The organism is Thomasclavelia ramosa DSM 1402, from assembly GCF_014131695.1.
Classification (GTDB): domain Bacteria; phylum Bacillota_I; class Bacilli_A; order Erysipelotrichales; family Coprobacillaceae; genus Thomasclavelia; species Thomasclavelia ramosa.
The window spans coordinates 2,940,323-2,958,711 of record NZ_CP036346.1; the positions used below are offsets into that span (position 1 = coordinate 2,940,323).

21 protein-coding genes and 1 other annotated feature are annotated in these 18,389 nt (G+C 33.5%); of the genes, 6 read left to right on the forward strand and 15 right to left on the reverse strand.

What is annotated here, in order from left to right; genetic code table 11:
* Positions 1–7: 7 nt before the first annotated feature.
* From rpoB to rplK, 6 genes are all read right to left on the reverse strand, one after another.
* Positions 8–3,679 (reverse strand): DNA-directed RNA polymerase subunit beta, encoded by a 3,672-nt coding sequence (rpoB, locus tag EYR00_RS14055; protein ID WP_003539644.1) that lies wholly within the window; start codon positions 3,677–3,679, stop codon positions 8–10.
* Positions 3,680–3,840: 161 nt separating this feature from the next.
* Complete coding sequence (locus EYR00_RS14060) at positions 3,841–4,434, reverse strand: class I SAM-dependent methyltransferase (protein WP_003539643.1); 594 nt, start codon at positions 4,432–4,434, stop codon at positions 3,841–3,843.
* A gap of 54 nt (positions 4,435–4,488) precedes the next feature.
* The gene (rplL, locus tag EYR00_RS14065; protein WP_003539642.1) at positions 4,489–4,860 is read right to left on the reverse strand and encodes a 50S ribosomal protein L7/L12; all 372 of its coding nucleotides are present in this window, start codon (positions 4,858–4,860) and stop codon (positions 4,489–4,491) included.
* Positions 4,861–4,889: 29 nt separating this feature from the next.
* Positions 4,890–5,489 (reverse strand): 50S ribosomal protein L10, encoded by a 600-nt coding sequence (gene rplJ / locus EYR00_RS14070; protein WP_003539641.1) that lies wholly within the window; start codon positions 5,487–5,489, stop codon positions 4,890–4,892.
* Positions 5,490–5,526: 37 nt separating this feature from the next.
* Positions 5,527–5,651, reverse strand: a sequence feature (ribosomal protein L10 leader region).
* A gap of 11 nt (positions 5,652–5,662) precedes the next feature.
* Positions 5,663–6,349, reverse strand: a complete 687-nt coding sequence (gene rplA / locus EYR00_RS14075; RefSeq protein ID WP_003539640.1) for a 50S ribosomal protein L1 — start codon at positions 6,347–6,349, stop codon at positions 5,663–5,665.
* A gap of 67 nt (positions 6,350–6,416) precedes the next feature.
* Entirely contained in the window at positions 6,417–6,830 is a 414-nt protein-coding gene (rplK, locus tag EYR00_RS14080; protein WP_003539639.1) for a 50S ribosomal protein L11, read from the reverse strand.
* 356 nt (positions 6,831–7,186) lie between these two features.
* Here rplK and EYR00_RS14085 point away from each other — a divergent pair, with 356 nt between their 5' ends.
* On the forward strand, positions 7,187–7,948 hold the full coding sequence (locus EYR00_RS14085; protein WP_008792706.1) for an SDR family NAD(P)-dependent oxidoreductase: 762 nt from the start codon (positions 7,187–7,189) through the stop codon (positions 7,946–7,948).
* Between the two features lie 145 nt (positions 7,949–8,093).
* On the opposite strand, the gene EYR00_RS14090 is transcribed toward EYR00_RS14085, so the two are convergent.
* From EYR00_RS14090 to EYR00_RS14100, 3 genes are all read right to left on the reverse strand, one after another.
* Positions 8,094–8,477: a desulfoferrodoxin family protein gene (locus EYR00_RS14090; protein ID WP_003539637.1), complete on the reverse strand. Its 384-nt coding sequence runs from the start codon at positions 8,475–8,477 to the stop codon at positions 8,094–8,096.
* Positions 8,478–8,653: 176 nt separating this feature from the next.
* Entirely contained in the window at positions 8,654–9,397 is a 744-nt protein-coding gene (tpiA, locus tag EYR00_RS14095) for a triose-phosphate isomerase (protein WP_003539636.1), read from the reverse strand.
* Between the two features lie 15 nt (positions 9,398–9,412).
* Positions 9,413–10,597: a phosphoglycerate kinase gene (locus tag EYR00_RS14100; protein WP_003539635.1), complete on the reverse strand. Its 1,185-nt coding sequence runs from the start codon at positions 10,595–10,597 to the stop codon at positions 9,413–9,415.
* An 84-nt stretch (positions 10,598–10,681) separates the two neighbouring features.
* Here EYR00_RS14100 and EYR00_RS14105 point away from each other — a divergent pair, with 84 nt between their 5' ends.
* The 3 genes from EYR00_RS14105 to EYR00_RS14115 all read left to right on the forward strand — a co-directional run bounded on the left by EYR00_RS14105 (position 10,682) and on the right by EYR00_RS14115 (position 13,788).
* Complete coding sequence (locus EYR00_RS14105; RefSeq protein ID WP_003539634.1) at positions 10,682–10,993, forward strand: rhodanese-like domain-containing protein; 312 nt, start codon at positions 10,682–10,684, stop codon at positions 10,991–10,993.
* A gap of 106 nt (positions 10,994–11,099) precedes the next feature.
* Entirely contained in the window at positions 11,100–12,224 is a 1,125-nt protein-coding gene (locus EYR00_RS14110) for an ABC transporter ATP-binding protein (RefSeq protein ID WP_003539633.1), read from the forward strand.
* A 1-nt stretch (position 12,225) separates the two neighbouring features.
* The gene (locus tag EYR00_RS14115) at positions 12,226–13,788 is read left to right on the forward strand and encodes an ABC transporter permease/substrate-binding protein (RefSeq protein ID WP_009300313.1); all 1,563 of its coding nucleotides are present in this window, start codon (positions 12,226–12,228) and stop codon (positions 13,786–13,788) included.
* Positions 13,789–13,999: 211 nt separating this feature from the next.
* On the opposite strand, the gene EYR00_RS16145 is transcribed toward EYR00_RS14115, so the two are convergent.
* The 6 genes from EYR00_RS16145 to EYR00_RS14130 all read right to left on the reverse strand — a co-directional run bounded on the left by EYR00_RS16145 (position 14,000) and on the right by EYR00_RS14130 (position 16,291).
* Complete coding sequence (locus tag EYR00_RS16145) at positions 14,000–14,302, reverse strand: group II intron maturase-specific domain-containing protein (protein ID WP_081446390.1); 303 nt, start codon at positions 14,300–14,302, stop codon at positions 14,000–14,002.
* Positions 14,226–14,714 carry a reverse transcriptase domain-containing protein gene (locus EYR00_RS15990; RefSeq protein WP_009008928.1) on the reverse strand — a complete coding sequence of 163 codons (489 nt, stop codon included), beginning with the start codon at positions 14,712–14,714 and terminating at the stop codon, positions 14,226–14,228. The genes EYR00_RS16145 and EYR00_RS15990 overlap by 77 nt, the downstream gene beginning before the upstream one ends.
* Positions 14,715–14,741: 27 nt before the next feature.
* Positions 14,742–15,023: a reverse transcriptase family protein gene (locus EYR00_RS15995; RefSeq protein ID WP_003539622.1), complete on the reverse strand. Its 282-nt coding sequence runs from the start codon at positions 15,021–15,023 to the stop codon at positions 14,742–14,744.
* Positions 15,010–15,156, reverse strand: coding sequence for a hypothetical protein (locus EYR00_RS15655; protein ID WP_003539621.1), 147 nt, complete (start codon positions 15,154–15,156; stop codon positions 15,010–15,012). The genes EYR00_RS15995 and EYR00_RS15655 overlap by 14 nt, the downstream gene beginning before the upstream one ends.
* Positions 15,157–15,594: 438 nt before the next feature.
* Positions 15,595–15,738 (reverse strand): cyclic lactone autoinducer peptide, encoded by a 144-nt coding sequence (locus EYR00_RS14125; protein WP_003539619.1) that lies wholly within the window; start codon positions 15,736–15,738, stop codon positions 15,595–15,597.
* Complete coding sequence (locus EYR00_RS14130; RefSeq protein WP_040434437.1) at positions 15,719–16,291, reverse strand: accessory gene regulator B family protein; 573 nt, start codon at positions 16,289–16,291, stop codon at positions 15,719–15,721. Before EYR00_RS14130 ends, EYR00_RS14125 begins: the two co-directional genes overlap by 20 nt.
* A gap of 125 nt (positions 16,292–16,416) precedes the next feature.
* Between EYR00_RS14130 and EYR00_RS14135 the strand changes: the two genes are divergently transcribed.
* Together EYR00_RS14135 and EYR00_RS14140 are read left to right on the forward strand one after the other, a co-directional pair.
* On the forward strand, positions 16,417–17,121 hold the full coding sequence (locus EYR00_RS14135) for a LytR/AlgR family response regulator transcription factor (RefSeq protein WP_003539617.1): 705 nt from the start codon (positions 16,417–16,419) through the stop codon (positions 17,119–17,121).
* Positions 17,118–18,380, forward strand: coding sequence for a sensor histidine kinase (locus EYR00_RS14140; RefSeq protein ID WP_009300317.1), 1,263 nt, complete (start codon positions 17,118–17,120; stop codon positions 18,378–18,380). Before EYR00_RS14135 ends, EYR00_RS14140 begins: the two co-directional genes overlap by 4 nt.
* The last annotated feature ends 9 nt before the right edge of the window (positions 18,381–18,389 follow it).

Sequence of the window (18,389 nt, forward strand, 5' to 3'; positions counted from 1 at the left end):
ATTCCTCCTATAATGATTCACTTTCTTCGATTTCTTCTAATTCTTCATCAAAATCTTCGTCGATATCTTCGAAATCTTCCTCTTCTTCAACATCTAAATCATCCTCAAGAATTTCTTCTTCTAATTCATCTTCTGTTTCAGGAGTTTCAATCACTTCATCTTTATCGATACTACGAGGGAAACGATGTTCCTCTTCTTCGATATTACGCATATCTACTTCATTATCATTTTCATCTAATAGACGAATATCTAATGCAAGAGCTTGCAATTCTTTCTTTAACACTCTAAATGATTCAGGTAATCCTGGTTCTGGTAATGGTTGTCCTTTAACAATTGCTTCATAAGTCTTAACACGACCAACAACATCGTCAGATTTTACTGTTAATATTTCACGTAATGTATATGCAGCACCATATGCTTCAAGTGCCCAAACTTCCATTTCCCCAAATCTTTGTCCACCATTTTGTGCTTTACCACCTAATGGTTGTTGCGTAACTAGTGAGTATGGACCAACTGAACGAGCATGTAATTTATCATCAACCATGTGGGCTAATTTAATCATATACATGATTCCAACTGAGATATTATTATCAAAATATTCACCAGTACGACCAGAAATAACAGGTTGTTTACCATCTTTAGACATTCCTGCTTCAGCCATGATATCTTCTAGATCACTTGGATGTAAACCATCGAAGGCTGGTGTTGCAATATATAAACCTAATTGACGAGCAGCATAACCTAAATGTAATTCAAGTACTTGCCCGATATTCATACGAGAAGGTACCCCTAATGGGTTTAACATAATATCCAATGGTGTTCCATCTTCTAAGTGTGGCATATCTTCAATTGGTAAAATTTTAGAGATTACCCCTTTATTACCATGACGTCCTGCCATTTTATCCCCTTCAGAAATTTTTCTCTTTTGAACAATATAAACTTTAACAACTTTATTAACACCTGGTTGTAATTCATCACCATTTTTTCTTTCAAATACTTTAATGTCATGAACGATTCCAGCCCCACCATGAGGAACTCTTAATGAATTATCTTTAACTTCACGAGATTTTTCTCCAAAGATTGCAAGTAATAATTTTTCTTCTGCCGAAAGCTCAGCTTGACCTTTTGGTGTTACTTTACCAACTAGAATGTCACCCTCTTTAACTTCAGCACCAATCATAATGATCCCGTCACTATTTAGGTTTTTACGAGCTTCATCCCCAACGTTAGGAATGTCACGAGTAATTTCTTCAGGCCCTAATTTAGTATCACGACATTCGATTGCATACTCATCAATATGAACAGATGTATAAACATCATCTTTCACTAATCTTTCAGACATAATAACCGCATCTTCATAGTTATATCCATTCCATTCCATGAATCCTACTAATACGTTTTGTCCTAAAGCAAGTTCACCTTGTTCCATAGCCGGACCATCAGCTAAAACTTGACCTTTCAATACTTTTTCCCCAGTCTTAACGATTGGTTTGTGGTTAATACATGTACCGTTGTTTGAAATCTTAAACTTAGATAAACGGTAGCGATGTTCAACCCCTTCATTATCTTCAACAATTACTTTTTTAGCATCAACATATGTTACAATTCCATCTTCACGTGATACTACTGCCGCACCTGAATCACGAGCTGCCTGATGCTCCATCCCAGTTCCAACAAATGGCGTATGTGGATTTAACAATGGTACAGCTTGACGTTGCATGTTGGCACCCATTAAAGCACGAGTAGCATCATCATTTTCAAGGAACGGAATACAAGAAGTAGCAACCGATACAATTTGTTTTGGTGAAATATCGATATAATCTACTTCTTCGCGCTTAGCCATGATATTTTCTCCTAAGTGACGAGCAATAACTTGGGCATCTAGAATCGTACCATCTTTATCAGTTCTAACATTTGCTTGCGCAATAATATAATTTTTTTCTTCATCAGCAGTTAAATAACGAACATCATGTTCATCAATAACACAATTATTTACTTTACGATATGGCGTTTCAATAAACCCATATTGATTAATTTTAGCATAAGAAGCTAATGTTGAAATCAACCCGATGTTTGGACCTTCAGGTGTTTCAATTGGACAAATTCTTCCGTAGTGAGACGCATGTACGTCACGGACTTCATAACCAGCACGATCACGGCTTAGACCACCAGGCCCTAATGCTGATAAACGACGTTTATTAGTAAGTTCGGCAAGGGGATTGATTTGATCCATAAATTGAGACAATTGTGAAGAAGAGAAAAATTCCTTAATTGCCGCAGTTAACGGACGAATATTAGTAAGTGATTGTGGTGTAATTGAATCAACTTCAGACAATGACATTCTTTCTTTTACAACCCGTTCCATTCTTGATAAACCAATTCTAAATTGATTTTGAATTAATTCACCAACAGAACGAACACGACGATTACCTAAATGGTCAATATCATCTAATAATCCAATCCGAGCCATTAAGTTAACACGATCTTCAGCTGTTAAATCTAACGCATCATAGATATCTACTAAGTTAAACATATATGAATAAGCAGCCATCATATCAGAAATAGTAACAAACTTACTATCTAAAGATAAATCAGTACCAATAACTCGCATCTTTTTAGTTTTAGTATCATCTACATAAACATCTAATACTTGGATCACACCGTTTGATTCTAATCTAGGGTTGGTATCAAGTTCACGTGTATGAGCTCCAGCTTCAAAAATTGGTTTAATTGTATCACTAACTTCTTGAGTAACTACAGTACCCTCTGGGTATACTACATTTCCGTCAACATCAACTAAATCTTCTGCTAAAATACGTCCCGCAATACGATCTAAAAGGCTCAATTTTTTTCTGAACTTAAAGCGTCCAGCTTTAGCTAGATCATAACGTTTACAATCAAAGAAACGCGTATATAATAAGTTGTTAGCACCTTCTAATGTTGCTGGTTCACCTGGTCTTAATTTATTATAAATTTCAATTAAAGCTTCTTCAGTATTAGTTGTATTATCTTTAGCTAAAGTGTTGATGATATACTCGTGTTCACCAAAAACATCGATGATTTCATCGTTACTTGAAAGACCTAAAGCTCTTAATAATACAGTTCCCGGCATCTTTCTATTACGATCGATACGCACGTTTAAAACATCCTTAGCATCTGTTTCAAATTCTAGCCAAGTACCTCTTGAAGGGATAATACTCCCATTAAATACTGTTTTACCACTTTTATCTAAGGCATCAGCAAAATATGCCCCTGGAGACCGAACTAATTGTGATACGATAACACGTTCAGCACCGTTAATGATGAAAGTTCCTGAGTCAGTCATCAATGGGAAATCTCCCATAAATACTTCTTGTTCTTTAATTTCACCAGTACCAGAATTAACTAAACGTAAAGATGCTCTAATTGGTGCAGCATAGTTAGCATCACGGTCTTTGCTCTCTTCGACTGAATATTTTGCTTCATCAAATGTACAATCTACGAATTCTAACGACAATGTTTCGTTAAAGTTAGTAATTGGGTAGATATCTTCAAATACTTCCTTAATACCTACTTCTTTAAACCATTTATATGAATTTGTTTGAATTTCTACTAAATTTGGAAGTTCTAAAGATCCACTAATTCTTGAATAATTACGACGAGTAATCTTGCTTTTTGCTTCAGTTATTTTGTTTTCCACGTATTAACTCCACCCCTTTATATTTCTCTATCAACATGTTTTAGAGCGCGCAAAAGCGCTTGATTTTAAACATTAATAGGCATTTTAATACTCTATCACAAGGATATTTTAAAGTCAACAAAAAAATAAAAAAATATCAAAAAAACTATTGACAAGTAAATTTACTTGTTAATAGCTTTTAAAATATAATATCCTTTATCCTTTTTTACGACATTTGCATTACCAAAAACACTTTCTAGATTCTTCTTAGCTGATGGCGCCCCTTGTTTCTTTTGAATCACAACCCAAATTTCTCCATGAAGATTTAAATGTTCTTTAGCTTCAACTAAAATTTTTGTAACAGTTTCTTTTCCAGCCCGAATCGGAGGATTTGTAACAATTACATCATATTTATTAGTAACATTTTCATAAACACTACTTAAATAAACATTAGCTTCTAAATTATTAGCAGCTAGATTCTGTTTTGCTAATAACAAGGCCCGTTCATTCACATCAATCATATCGATTTCCAAAGCCGGGTAAGCACTTTTAAGAGCAACCCCAAAAGTGCCGTAACCGCACCCCACATCCAATAAAGTAGATTTACCCTCATCTAATTCAATTGCATCTAATAAAACTCGTGATCCAAAATCAATCATTTTTTTAGAAAAAACTCCATGATCACTAGTAAATATTAGTTCTTTACCACGATAAGTAAAAATAAATTGTTCTGGTTCACTAATTAAATCTTCATTATTTGTATAGTAATGTTTCATATGTCCTCCAAGATAAAAGAGCCCCGAAGGGCTCTTTATTTAGTCAAATATAAATTATTTAACTTCTACAGAAGCTCCAGCAGCTTCTAATTTTTCTTTAATTTCTGCTCCTTCTGCAGCAGGAATGTTTTCTTTGATTACAGATGGTGCTTTGTCAACTAAACCTTTAGCATCAACTAATCCTAATCCAGTGATTTCTCTTACAGCTTTGATTACAGCAACTTTAGTTCCACCAGCTTCTGTCAATGTAACAGTTACGTTAGCAGGTTCTCCAGCAGCTTCTTCAGCTCCAGCAGCAGCTACAGCTACAGGTGCAGCAGCAGTTACGTCAAATTTTTCTTCAATTGCTTTTACTAAATCATTTAATTCTAAGATTGTAGCTTCTTCTAAGTAAGCTAAGATATCTTCATGTGTTAATTTTGCCATGTTTATTTTCCTCCAATTTATATAGCTGATTATTCAGCTGTTTCTTCTTTTGTTTCTTCAGCTGTTTCTTCAACAACTGGTGTTTCTGGTGCAGCTTCCTCAACTGGTGCTGCTTCTTCTGCTGCTGCGCTACCATCTTCTGGTTTAGCTTCTGCAACAGCTTTTACTACGCGTGCAAACTTGCTAACTGGTGCTTGTAACATTCCAAGTAACATAGAGTACATACCTTCGCGGTTAGGTAATTTAGAAATTTCTTTAACTTCATCCACTGTTAATAATTTACCTTCAACCACTGCCGCTTTAATTACTAAAGCTTCATGATCTTTCGCGAATTTTGCGATTACTCTTGCTGGTGCTACAGCATCGCTATTACCAAGTGCAATTGCGTTTGGTCCTGTTAATTCTGCATTAAGTCCTTCATATTCTGTTGCTACAGTAGCTCTTTGAACTAATGAGTTTTTATAAACTTTTAATTCAACATCTTCTGCACGTAAGTTGTTACGTAATTCTGTCATTTCTGCGACAGATAAACCACGATATTCAACTACAACTGCAGATTGAGCTCCTTTCAATTTAGCAGCGATTTCTTCGACTAATGCGCTTTTTGCTTTAATTGCTTCTGCTGACATTGTCACACCTCCTGTAAATTTTTATATATGCAACAATATACTCAAACTAAAACTCTCGTTTAAACGAGAGTCAAAGTCAATATATAATATATATCTCTTTAACACCTCGGTAACAAATTAAGGTTTCCCAGTTACTGTCTTGGGTATATTGATTGCGCCTTGTTTAGCAGCTACTATTTAGCGGCTGCGATTTTAATGCTAGGTCCCATAGTTGATGAGACAACGATGTTTTTCATATAAACACCTTTTGAAGTAGAAGGTTTGATTTTTACTAATAAATCATAGATTGCTGTAAAGTTTTCTACTAATTTATCATTATCAAATGAAACACGTCCAATTGTCATTTGAACATTTCCTTCTTTATCTGTACGGTAAGTTACCTTACCAGCTTTTGTTTCTTTAACAGCTTTAGCAACATCCATAGTTACTGTTCCTGTTTTAGGGTTAGGCATTAATCCTTTAGGTCCAAGAATACGACCTAACTTACCTAATTCAGCCATCATATCAGGAGTAGCGATCATTACTTCAAAATCTAACCATCCTTTTTTGATGTCTTCTAAAATTTCTTTACCACCAACAACATCAGCTCCAGCATCTTTAGCTTCTTGAGCTTTAGGTCCTTCAGTAACAACTAAAACTTTTTTAGACTTACCAGTACCGTTTGGTAATACTAATGCCCCACGTAATTGTTGATCAGCTTGACGAGGATCTACTCCTAATCTAAATGCAACATCAACTGCGGCATCAAATTTAACTTTACTAGTTTCTTTTACTAATGCAACTGCTTCTTCGATTGAATAAGCTTTACCTTTTTCAATTAATTTAGCAGCTTCTTGATATCTTTTACTTTTCTTTGCCATTATTTTTCCTCCTTAGTGGTCAAACGGATTATCCTTCCACAAATGACGATTAATATTTAATCTTTAATTATGCTTCTACTTTAACACCCATGTTACGAGCAGTACCAGCGATGATTTTCATTGCTGATTCTAAATCGATAGCGTTTAAGTCTGGCATTTTGTATTCAGCGATTTCTTTTAATTTTTCAGCTGATAATGTAGCAACTTCAGTAGTTCCGGCATTGCTTGAACCTTTTTTGATTCCACAAGCCTTTTTAATCATTTCCGCTGCTGGTGCAGTTTTTAGTACAAAACTAAAATCTTTATCTTCATAAATAGTCAAAACTACTGGTACAGTTTCACCCATACGATCTCTTGTTTGATCATTGAAAGCTGTACAGAATTTAGGCATTTGAATTCCTGCTCCTGCTAATGCTGGACCTGGTTTAGCTCCTCCAGCTGGGAATTGAATCTTCATGACTCTTGCGACTTTTTTACTCACGTGACATACCTCCTATATAAAATTTGTCCGTGCTGTGGTCAAATGGACATTGTCCTTCCACGCATAGTAACACATATTGCGTCAACTAAGGATTATACATTATTATTCGATAAATGCAATACTTTTTTATTTTTTTCTCTAAATTATTTTTATTTATGGTCAAATATCTTAGATCAGCTAATAATAAAACCTGCTTTATTTCCTTTACTATAAGATTTATACTAAAACATTTATCTTATTCATCTAATAAAATAAATGTTTTCGGGAATATTATTATTGCATATTATTGGACAACATTAATAAATACGTCTAATATATCAAATAAGTTAGCTATAACTAACCAAAGGAGAGATAATATGAAAACATTACAAAATAAAGTCGCTATTATTACTGGTGGTGGTCGTGGTATTGGTTTTGGGTTAGCAAAAGCCTTTGCTAAAGCCGGGGCTAACCTAGTTATTACCGGGAGAAACAGAAATACTTTACACAATGCTAAAGAGAAATTAGAATCTCAATACCAAATCAATGTACTATGCATTCCTGCTGATGGAGCTAATGAAGATGATGTTAATAATGTCATTAACAAAACCATCAAATATTATGGAAAAATTAATATCGTTGTAAATAACGCACAGGCATCTAAATCTGGCGTTATGTTAAAAGACCATACTAAAGAAGACTTTGATTTAGCAATTAATTCCGGTCTATACGCAACCTTCTTTTATATGCGAGCTGCTTACCCATATTTAAAAGAAAGTCATGGTAGTGTTATCAACTTTGCCTCAGGGGCTGGACTATTTGGCAAACTCGGACAATCTTCTTATGCCGCTGCCAAAGAAGGGATTCGAGGGTTAAGCCGTGTTGCAGCAGCTGAATGGGGTCCTGATAACATTAATGTAAATGTAATTTGCCCCTTAGCAATGACTGAAGGTCTTACTAAATGGAAGGAAGAGTACCCTGACTTATATGAAAAAACTATTCAAGGTATTCCAATGCAACGCTTTGCTGATCCTGAAAATGACATTGGAAGTGCAGCAGTCTTTTTTGCTAGCGAAGCCGGTCACTACATTACCGGAGAAACTATGACGATTCAAGGTGGTAGTGGTCTTCGACCTTAGTCGTAATTTTAAACTAAAAAGAGTGATTCACTTGATACTACTCCTAAAACTGGAACCCCCAGACTAACAGTAAAGATAATATCAGCAGAACACTCTTTCTTTTTATTATATACGGACAAAAATAAAAACCCCACAATGGAGGTTTCTATAGTTCGATTTCTGTTTTCCATAATCCATGAAGATTGCAATATTCATAGACTGTAGCTTTACCACTTTTACCAGCAATATTAAACTTAGCAATTGGTTCGTCATCAGAAGTTAGTGTGACCTTCTTATTGCTACCATCAGCAAATTCAATCCAAATATTACTAATTAAATGTTCTGGTGTCATTGGATGTAAAACATCCCCTACAACAGCAGTTAAGCAATCACCTTCTACTTTTAAAACTGGAACATGTTTTTCAAGTGCCGCATCAACCGCACCTGCTTCAACCTCTTCCATTTTCTTACCACAGCACATTAATGGTACTCCATGATCCTCAACCATTTCCACAACATTTCCACAAATTGGACATTTTAATAATTTCATCTTCAAACCTCCTTTTTAATTTATCTATCCCTTGCAACTACACTATAGCATAGTTTAACAATAATAGTTACTAATATGCTTTATTAATTTAATTAATAAAACTCCTTCTTTATTATACCCTATTTAAATAAAAATATACATATTAAAAGAGACTTCTTTATGAAGTCTCTCAATTATTATCCTAAGTTTTCAATCATTGCAATGTAAGAATCAGCTTGTAAAGAAGCTCCACCTACTAAAGCACCATCGATATCTGGTTGTTCTAATAAAGTTTTTAATCCTTCTGGTTTAACTGATCCACCATATTGAATTCTAACTTGATCAGCAACTTCTTGACCGTAAAGTTCAGCAACAACACTACGAATATATCCACAAACATCTTGTGCAATTTCATTAGTAGCAGTTTTTCCAGTTCCAATTGCCCATACTGGTTCATAAGCAATCACAGTACGTCCTGCGCATTTAGGGCAAACATCTTTGAAGGCAGCAACTGTTTGAGTTTTAACAACATCTTTAGTAGTTCCAGCTTCGTACTCTTCTAATGTTTCACCAACACAAACGATTGGAGTCATATCATTTTTTAATACTTGTAACATTTTAGCATTAACTGTTTCATCAGTTTCACCAAAATATTGTCTTCTTTCAGAATGTCCTAGGATTACCCATTCAACTCCAATTTCTTTTAACATTTCAACACTAACTTCACCAGTATAAGCTCCGCTATCTTTGAAATGACAGTTTTCAGCAGCAACTAATAATTTTTTAGTTCCTTCTTTTGCAGCTTGTAAAGCTAAGTATGGCGTAGCAATACCCCAATCAGCACTGTCTGATACTTTAGCATCTACAGCTTCAACAAACGCTTTTGTTTCAGCGATTGTTTTATTCATTTTCCAGTTTCCTACGATAATTGGTTTTCTCATTATAATTTCCCCTTATTATTTATCATCGATTGCAGCAATACCAGGAAGAACTTTACCTTCCATATATTCTAATGAAGCTCCACCACCAGTTGAAATGTGAGAAACTTTATCAGCATATCCTAATTGCATAACAGCAGCAGCACTGTCTCCACCACCGATAATAGTATTAGCACCATCTAAGTTAGCTAAAGCTTCGCATACAGCAATTGTTCCTTTAGCAAATGGTTCCATTTCGAACACACCCATTGGGCCATTCCATACTACAGTTTTAGCACCTTGTAATGCTTCTTTGAATAATTCAACAGATTTAGGTCCGATGTCTAATCCCATGTATCCATCAGGTACATCTTCACCACATTCTTTGATATCACCATCTACAGCAAATTTATCAGAACAAATTGAATCGATTGGTAAGATTAATTTATCTCCGGCTTTAGCAATTAATTCTTTAGCGATTTCAATTCTGTCATCTTCAACTAAAGAGTTACCAATGTTATGACCCATAGCTTTAGCGAAAGTATAGCACATACCTCCACCAACGATAACTTTATCAGCAACTTTTAATAAGTTTTCGATAACTAAGATTTTATCAGAAACTTTAGCTCCACCTAAAATTGCGACCATTGGTCTTTCAGGATCATTTACAGCTTTTCCAATATAAGCGATTTCTTTTTCAACTAAGAATCCAGCTGCACTTGGTAAGTGAGCAGGGATACCAGCAGTTGAAGCATGTGCTCTATGTACAGAACCAAATGCATCTTCAACAAATACATCACCTAAAGAAGCCCAATATTTACCTAATTCAGGATCATTTTTAGATTCACCAGCTTCATAACGAGTATTTTGTACTAAGATTACTGCTCCATCAGCAGCATTTTTGATTGCATCTTCTAATACCGGTCCTCTTGTTGCATTAACAAAAGTAACAGGTTTTCCTAAATGTTTTTCTAAACAAGGAGCTACAACAGCTAAATCATTTTTAGCTTTGTCTTCTTCTGTTTTTACTTTTCCTAAGTGTGAGAATAAAACTACACATTTTGGAGCTTGTTCTAATAGATAATTGATTGTAGGTAAAGCAGCTACCACACGATTATCATTTGTAATTTCTCCAGTTTCTTTGTTTCTTGGTACGTTGAAGTCAACACGGCATAAAACTACTTTTCCAGCGACTTCGATATCTTTGATTGTTTTTTTATCCATCTTTAATATTCCTCCATGGCTGAATTATATCACTGTTATTCATTGTTTTCAATTAATTTCATACAATATAATGAGGTGAAATATATGGAAAACAGCCAATTAATCAGTGTCGACAAATTACCCGAATTACTAAAACATGATTATACATTTATCGATTTAAGAGATCCTTTACAATTTAATAAAATTCATTTGCGCAAGTTCATCAATATCCCTTACGATACTTTTATCGCCACTCCACCACAATTCCCCAAAGATAAACCTATTTATTTAATCTGTTACAGCGGCAAAAGATCCCTTGATCTAGCTCAAAAATTAACGCGCTGTGGTTATCACGCATACAGCTTCAACGGCGGTTTTTATGCTGTTGAACACCCCATCAATAAACAATTTTATTGATGAAATCATGCTAATTTATTATCACAACAATAGAAGTAAATTACCATATTCACATAAAGTACACATTTTCTGTGATATAATAGGTACTTAAGAAGGGAATGATTAAATGATTGAATTTAAAAACATCTATAAGTCTTTTAAGGACAAACATGTACTAGAAGACGTTTCGTTTTCAATTGATAAGGGAGAATTCGTTTGTATCATCGGTCCTAGTGGCTGTGGTAAAACTACCGCTTTAAAAATGATCAACCGCTTGATCAAGCCTACTCGTGGGGCTATCTATGTTGACGGTAAAGACATCAGCAAAGAAGACGAAATTGATTTAAGACGAAATATTGGTTATGTAATTCAACAGACAGGATTATTTCCCCATATGACTGTCAAAGAAAACATCGAATTAATACCAAAATTAAAAAACAAGAAGGATCCCAGCCTTGCCACCAAGGTTGTTGAACTATTGGATATGGTAGGACTCGATCCAGAAGGGTATATGAACTTATACCCTACTCAAATGAGTGGCGGTCAACAGCAAAGGGTCGGAGTTGCCCGAGCGTTCGCCAGTGATCCAGAGATCATCTTAATGGATGAGCCATTTAGTGCTCTTGATCCAATCACCAGAGAACAACTCCAAGATGAGTTGCTAACGTTACAAAACAAGCTACATAAAACCATTATTTTTGTAACTCATGATATGGCTGAAGCAATCAAGATGGCTGATCGAATTTGTATTATGTCTGATGGCCGTGTCCAACAATTTGATACGCCTGAACAAATTTTAAAGCATCCTGCTAATGATTTTGTTCATAACTTCGTTGGAAAAAAACGAATATGGGATTCGCCAGAATTAATCAAGGTAGCTGATATCATGATTGATAAGCCAATTACTTGTAATGTCAATTTAAAATGTATCAAAGCTGTAAACATTATGTATAATTATAAAGTTGATAGTTTGATGATCGTTGATAATCATCAAAACTTTTTAGGAATTCTTGATGCTAATCAAGCAGCTAGAGAAAAGAATCGTGATAAAAAGGTCGATGAGGTAATGCATACCGAATGTTTATCAGTTAAACCCGATGAATCTATCGTTGATGTCATCAATCTAGCTAACAGCAGTAATATTTACACTTTGCCAGTAGTTGATGATAAAAACAAATTAGTTGGATTAATTACTAAGAGTACATTAGTAACCACTTTATCAAAGAAATATGATGAAAGTGAGGATGATTAAAATGAATGAATTTATTAATTACTTTAGTCAAAACTTTTCAACTATCTTCGGACTCTTTATCGATCATATTCAACTAACGATTCTTGCTATTATTATTTCAATTTTAATTGGAGTTCCACTAGGAATCATTATTACTTATTTTAAACCATCAAAAAAACCAGTCATGGCAATTGCAAATATTATTCAAGCAATTCCATCAATGGCCTTGTTAGGATTCATGATTCCTTTATTAGGAATAGGAACAAAACCAGCGATTGTAATGGTTATCTTGTATTCGTTATTACCAATTATAAAAAATACCGTAGCTGGATTGGATAGCATTAATAGCGATACCCTTGAAGCAGCTAAAGGAATCGGATTAACACCAATGCAAGTTCTTTATAAAGTTCAAATTCCTTTAGCAGCACCTGTTATCATGGCCGGAGTTAGAATCTCAGCAGTCAGTTCAGTCGGGTTAATGACTCTAGCAGCTTTTATTGGTGCCGGAGGATTAGGGTATTTAGTCTATGCGGGAATCCGAACAGTAAATAATGCACAGATTCTAGCCGGAGCTATTCCTGCCTGTATCTTAGCATTATTGATTGATTATATTTTTTCAATTTTAGAAGTCTTAGTTACCCCTAAATGCAATCAACTAGCCAGTCCACAAAGCAAAGGAAAAAAACTTATTGATAAGATCGTTATTATCGCTACTTGTATCTGTCTAGCTGGAAGTTTTGTTTATACTAATTTAGGCAAAACTAGCGATAAAATCACAATCAATATTGGTAGTATGGACTTTTCTGAACAAGAAATATTGAACTATATGTTAAAGTATTTGATTGAAAAAAATACCGATGTAGAAGTAAACCAGTCATTATCACTTGGCTCTTCGTCAATCGTCTTAGATGCGATGAAAACTGGTGATGTCGATATGTATGTCGATTATACAGGAACTATTTACGGTAGTGTTCTCGGCCTTGAGCCTAACAGTGACGTAGAAGCTGTCTACAACACAGTCAAAGACGAAATGAAAAAACAATATAATTTTACCGTTTTAGAACCACTAGGATTTAACAACACTTATACCTTAGCAATGAGCAAGCAAACTGCTGATAAATATAACATCGAAACAATTAGTGATCTATGTAAAGTTTCTAATCAATTAATCTTTTCACCAACATTAACATTTGTTGAAAGAAAAGACTGCTTAGTCGGTTTACAAGAAACATATCCACTTCAGTTTAAAGAAGTTATCCCAATTGACGGTTCACCTCGATATACAGCATTAGTTAATAATGAATGTGATCTAGTTGATGCTTTTTCTACTGATGGACTATTAAAGAAATTTGACTTAAAGGTGTTAACTGATGACAAAAACTTCTTCTTACCATACAATGCTATTCCGATCATTAATCAAAGAATCAAAGATGAATGTCCAGAAATCATTGAATTAGTTAATCAATTACAAAATTATCTAAACGAAGAAGTAATGGTAGACCTAAATTATAAAGTAGATGAAGAAAAACAAAAAACAAAAGATGTTGCTTATAACTTTTTATTAGAAAACAATTTAATAAAATAATCGAGTAGGAGAAAATAAATAATTTTATATTTATTTTCGACCTCTCACACCACCGTACGTGCCGTACGACGGTTTAAATCTATATTGAAATATGTTTTAACTGATACTGGACTACCATTGATGGTAGCCCTTTTTTATATAGTAAATTGTTTGTTATTTTTGTTTGTAGAAATGTGCTTGCACATCTTGCATATGACTCACGACAGTTTGCCTAAGTCTTTGCTTGCCATGGTAATACTCCTAATTTTATTAGTTGCTTTTCCCTGCTTTTGTTCGTCTTCCACTTCTTCCAAAGGCACATTCTTATTCGAAATTTTATTTGTTTATCTAGTTTTCTACATACACCCATAAAATTTTCTATCCGATAGTAATTAATCCATCCAACTATCAGTTGTCTTATCTTAAGTATTCTATATTCCCAAGATACTGACCAACTTCTATTTGTTAGTTTCTTCAATTTTGTTTGCAGTTTTCTCATGTGGTTTTGCTTTCCACATAGATGAAAAAGAGTCATAGTAGAAACCAAATCCTAAATATTTAATATCATTAGGTTTCAAAATTTTGCTTTTAGTCATGTTTACCTTAAATCTACGTTTCTTTTCTATGAATTTACTAATGTTTTCCATTACTCTATCGGCGGCTTTACTGCTACCCACTAATATAATACAATCGTCTGCATAACGTGTGAATCTTAGCCCTCGTGCTTCCATTTCTTTATCTAGTTCATTGAGAACTATGTTACTGAGTAGGGGACTTAGATTTCCCCCTTGTGGTGTTCCTACGACTGACTCTCTATATTCATTATCAATCATAATTCCACTCACTAGGAATTTTCTAATTAGAGATACTATCTCCTCACTTTTTACACCCTTCATGACAAGTGAGATGAGTTTATCGTGATTAACTGTATCAAAGAACTTTTCCAAGTCTATATCTACTACCTACTGAAAGCCTTAATTCATATATTCTAACGCTTTGATAATTGCCATTTCGCAACACCTATTTGGTCTAAAGCCAAAACTATTGTCACTAAATATTGATTCGTAGATAGGTATTAATACTTGGGCTATGGCTTGTTGAACAAATCTATCAAGTACTGTTGGTACTCCTAAATTTTGTACTCCGCCATCAGGTTTAGGTATTTCTACTCTTCGTACAAGTTCTGGCTTATATGTCTTGTTACGTATACTGTCCTTAATTTCTTCTAGATAACCTTTAAGTTCATCTACTCCCATCTGCTCCACTTGCACTTTTGTTTCGTTTTACTTGTGTAAATGCTAGTCCTAGATTAGTATCACTAAGCATCTGTTCAAGCAATGCATTATCAGTTTTCATATTTCCGTTACCTCCATTTCTTTCGCTATCCATTATACTCACTTCCCCTGTATTCTTCTTTCGGGCCTTCGCTCCATGACCATTACAGCCACTTCTTTGCTACTACGACCTCTGCTGACTTCCCATGATTCATTATTACTAGGATTTCTCCATCATGAGACCTCCCAGGATAATGTCATATCTCTTTCCTTCCATATATCTGCCACATTTACATATAATAGTTTCATTCCACAACCTCTTATGACTTCATGTTGCTTTGCACACTCGTCCCCATTATATGCCTGATGTGATTCATGTTCCTCGGACCAAGATTTTGCCTCCATCTTCTTTCAGATTCCACCTCACGATAGACACCCTTGATATTGGCTAGTGGTTGGCACCCCCATAGTGGACTTTCACCACCTAGATATATGCCATGCCCGGCATACAAAAAAGGATTGAGATACGCAATTTATCTCAATCCTTTTCTTATTAATATCTGTCGTATTTCTTTAATGCCTCAGGTTCTTGTTCTTGATAAATATGTCTTTGTGAATATACACTTACCGCTTGAACAGCAACTAAAAATAAACCTGAACTTAAAACTTTTAATACTTTACTTTTTAGATTTTTCATAATCAATCTTCCCTCCCAACATTAGTAGATTAATCACAATAAATATATAAACCATTATGTCTAAATATCCATTATGAATATGGAATAATGCCGCTATTATTGTTAGATAAATTATTAAGACTATTTTTGAATAACGTATGAATACATCTTTCTTCTTTTTACTCGCAACTTTATTCACGTTATCTACTGGACCTAAAGCTAAAATATTAATTGAACCAATCAAACACACTATTAATATTGTCATTAATGTAAAATGATAATAATTTAAAAATATAACACCCGCCAAGAAAAAACCAGCATATGTACAAATACAAGCGGCATAACTTTTACAATGATACCCGCCTAAAATTGATCTTGTGCTTGATAAAACAATTTCATAAACAACTGCTTCAATAAAATGATTAGTCATTAAACCCAAAAATAAAAGCAGCAACGTCCCAATCACTTCAGAAATAATCAGCTTAGCTCCATGAAGGTATATTTCTTTATCCTCATCTAAATAATTACCTTTGTCTAAATAATTCACTAACTTATTTGATAAACTATCAATCATAACCACATCTCCTTTCATCACAATATCATAACACCAAATTAATACAATATATATGTCGTAAAGTACTATTTTATTTCGCGAATCGTCAAGTTTCGTATATAATAGTCACTAAAGGAGAAATAACTATGTATAAGTTTGCAATTATTGATGATAATCATTTTGACCAAAAATTAATCCTATCGACATTAGAAAAGGAATGTCAGCTTCATAATATTGAATATAAACTTGATGTTTATAATAATTCATTGAATTTTGATTTGAGTATTTTTTATGACGCTATCTTCTTAGATATCGAAATGCCTAAAGAAGATGGTTTTTCATTTGCCGAACGTCTTAATAATTATTATGAAACAAAAATTATAGTTGTTACTAATAATAATGATTATCGCGCAAACGCATACAATATTCATCCATTTCAGTTTATTAATAAACAAAATATTAAAATAGAAATAATCAATGTCTGTAATCAGTTATTTAAATCATTGAAAAAGAATGATAAATTTATTACTGGTTATATTTACGATCGGAAGAAAAATATTCGCATCAAAGATATTTATTACATCATTGTAGAAGATCACTTATGTTATATCTTTTTATATGAAAACAAAAAATCTATTTGTATTCGTGACACTATAGGAAACATTGAAAAATCCCACCTTTCTAATGGATTAGTACGCATTAATCGTTCTACTATAATAAATATGTTACATATAAAAGATATTAAAAAGAATAAAATTTGTTTAAAAAATAATATCGAACTAATCATATCCTTAGGATATAATAAACATTTCGAAAAACACTATCAAAGCTATATTTGGGGGTTACTATGAGCTATTTTGATTTAATTATAAATATTACTGAAGCTTTTATTTGCACATTATTTGTATACAAATTATTTAACAGGAAATTTTCCACCTATTTGATTGCCTCTCTCTTTTATTCGGGAGTCATAACAGCATGTAATTTTACATCATCACCCGAAATAATAATGATTGTTCTTTCAATTCTAATTCTCTTTTCCTATTCACACTTTCTAAATAAAGCGAATTATTTACAAAATATCTTTATCGCTTTGTTCATTAATACTCTTGTTAATGTAGCAACTACTTTATCAATTTGTTTCTCTACTTTACTAGCCAAATTTCCAATCGATTCAGTTGACGGTTATCATTTAATGGCTATGATTTCAAAACCAATCTTACTTGTTCTCGTACTTGCAACAGCCAGTCATATTAAAAAGTATTATTTTTTAGAAAGTCAAGTACTTAAATATATTACAATTTCAATTGTTTTATTAAACTTTATTTACAGCGTTACTGTTGATTACATATTTTATGGGGATAATCTTAATTCCACTCTAACATTGCTATTATTGCTTATTGATGCCCTAACAATCTGTCTTTGTTTTGTATTCTTTGAGGCCCAGCGCGAACAATATCGTATTCTCGAATTACAACGAAAAAGTATGAAAATTGAAAACTTAGAAACTATTCAAAGTATCAATGAAAATAATTATCAACAACTAAGAAATTGGAAACATGATATTATCCATGTCTTTAATGCCATAAAATATCAACTAACTAATAAAAATTATAATGAAGCTTTTAAAATCATCAATGAATATAATCATAATTTAAATAGCAATAACTTTGTTCAATCTTCTGGAAATGAATTATTAGATTATTTATTATTACAAAAAGTTAATCAAATAAAGGATAAAGAGATTCACCTTATAACTAGTTGTCATAATACCATTGGTCCACTGGAAGATGCCCATTTCTTTATTATTGTGGGAAACTTAATTGACAACGCAATTGAAAATTGCGATTCAAATTTCAATAAACAACTTTGGGTTTCTATCGGGACAAAACCAGAGTATTATTTTATTAGTATTAAAAACAGTATCAAAGATAGTGTTCTAGCTGCTAATCCAGATTTAAATACAACTAAAGTTGACTCTGAGCATCATGGAATTGGTATTAATAACGTACGACTATTAGTCAACCATTACCAAGGTTTAATTAAATTCGAAGAAGATGAAGGTTACTTTATTGTCAAAATACTAATACCAAATAATCCCGCCAGTTAAACTAACGGG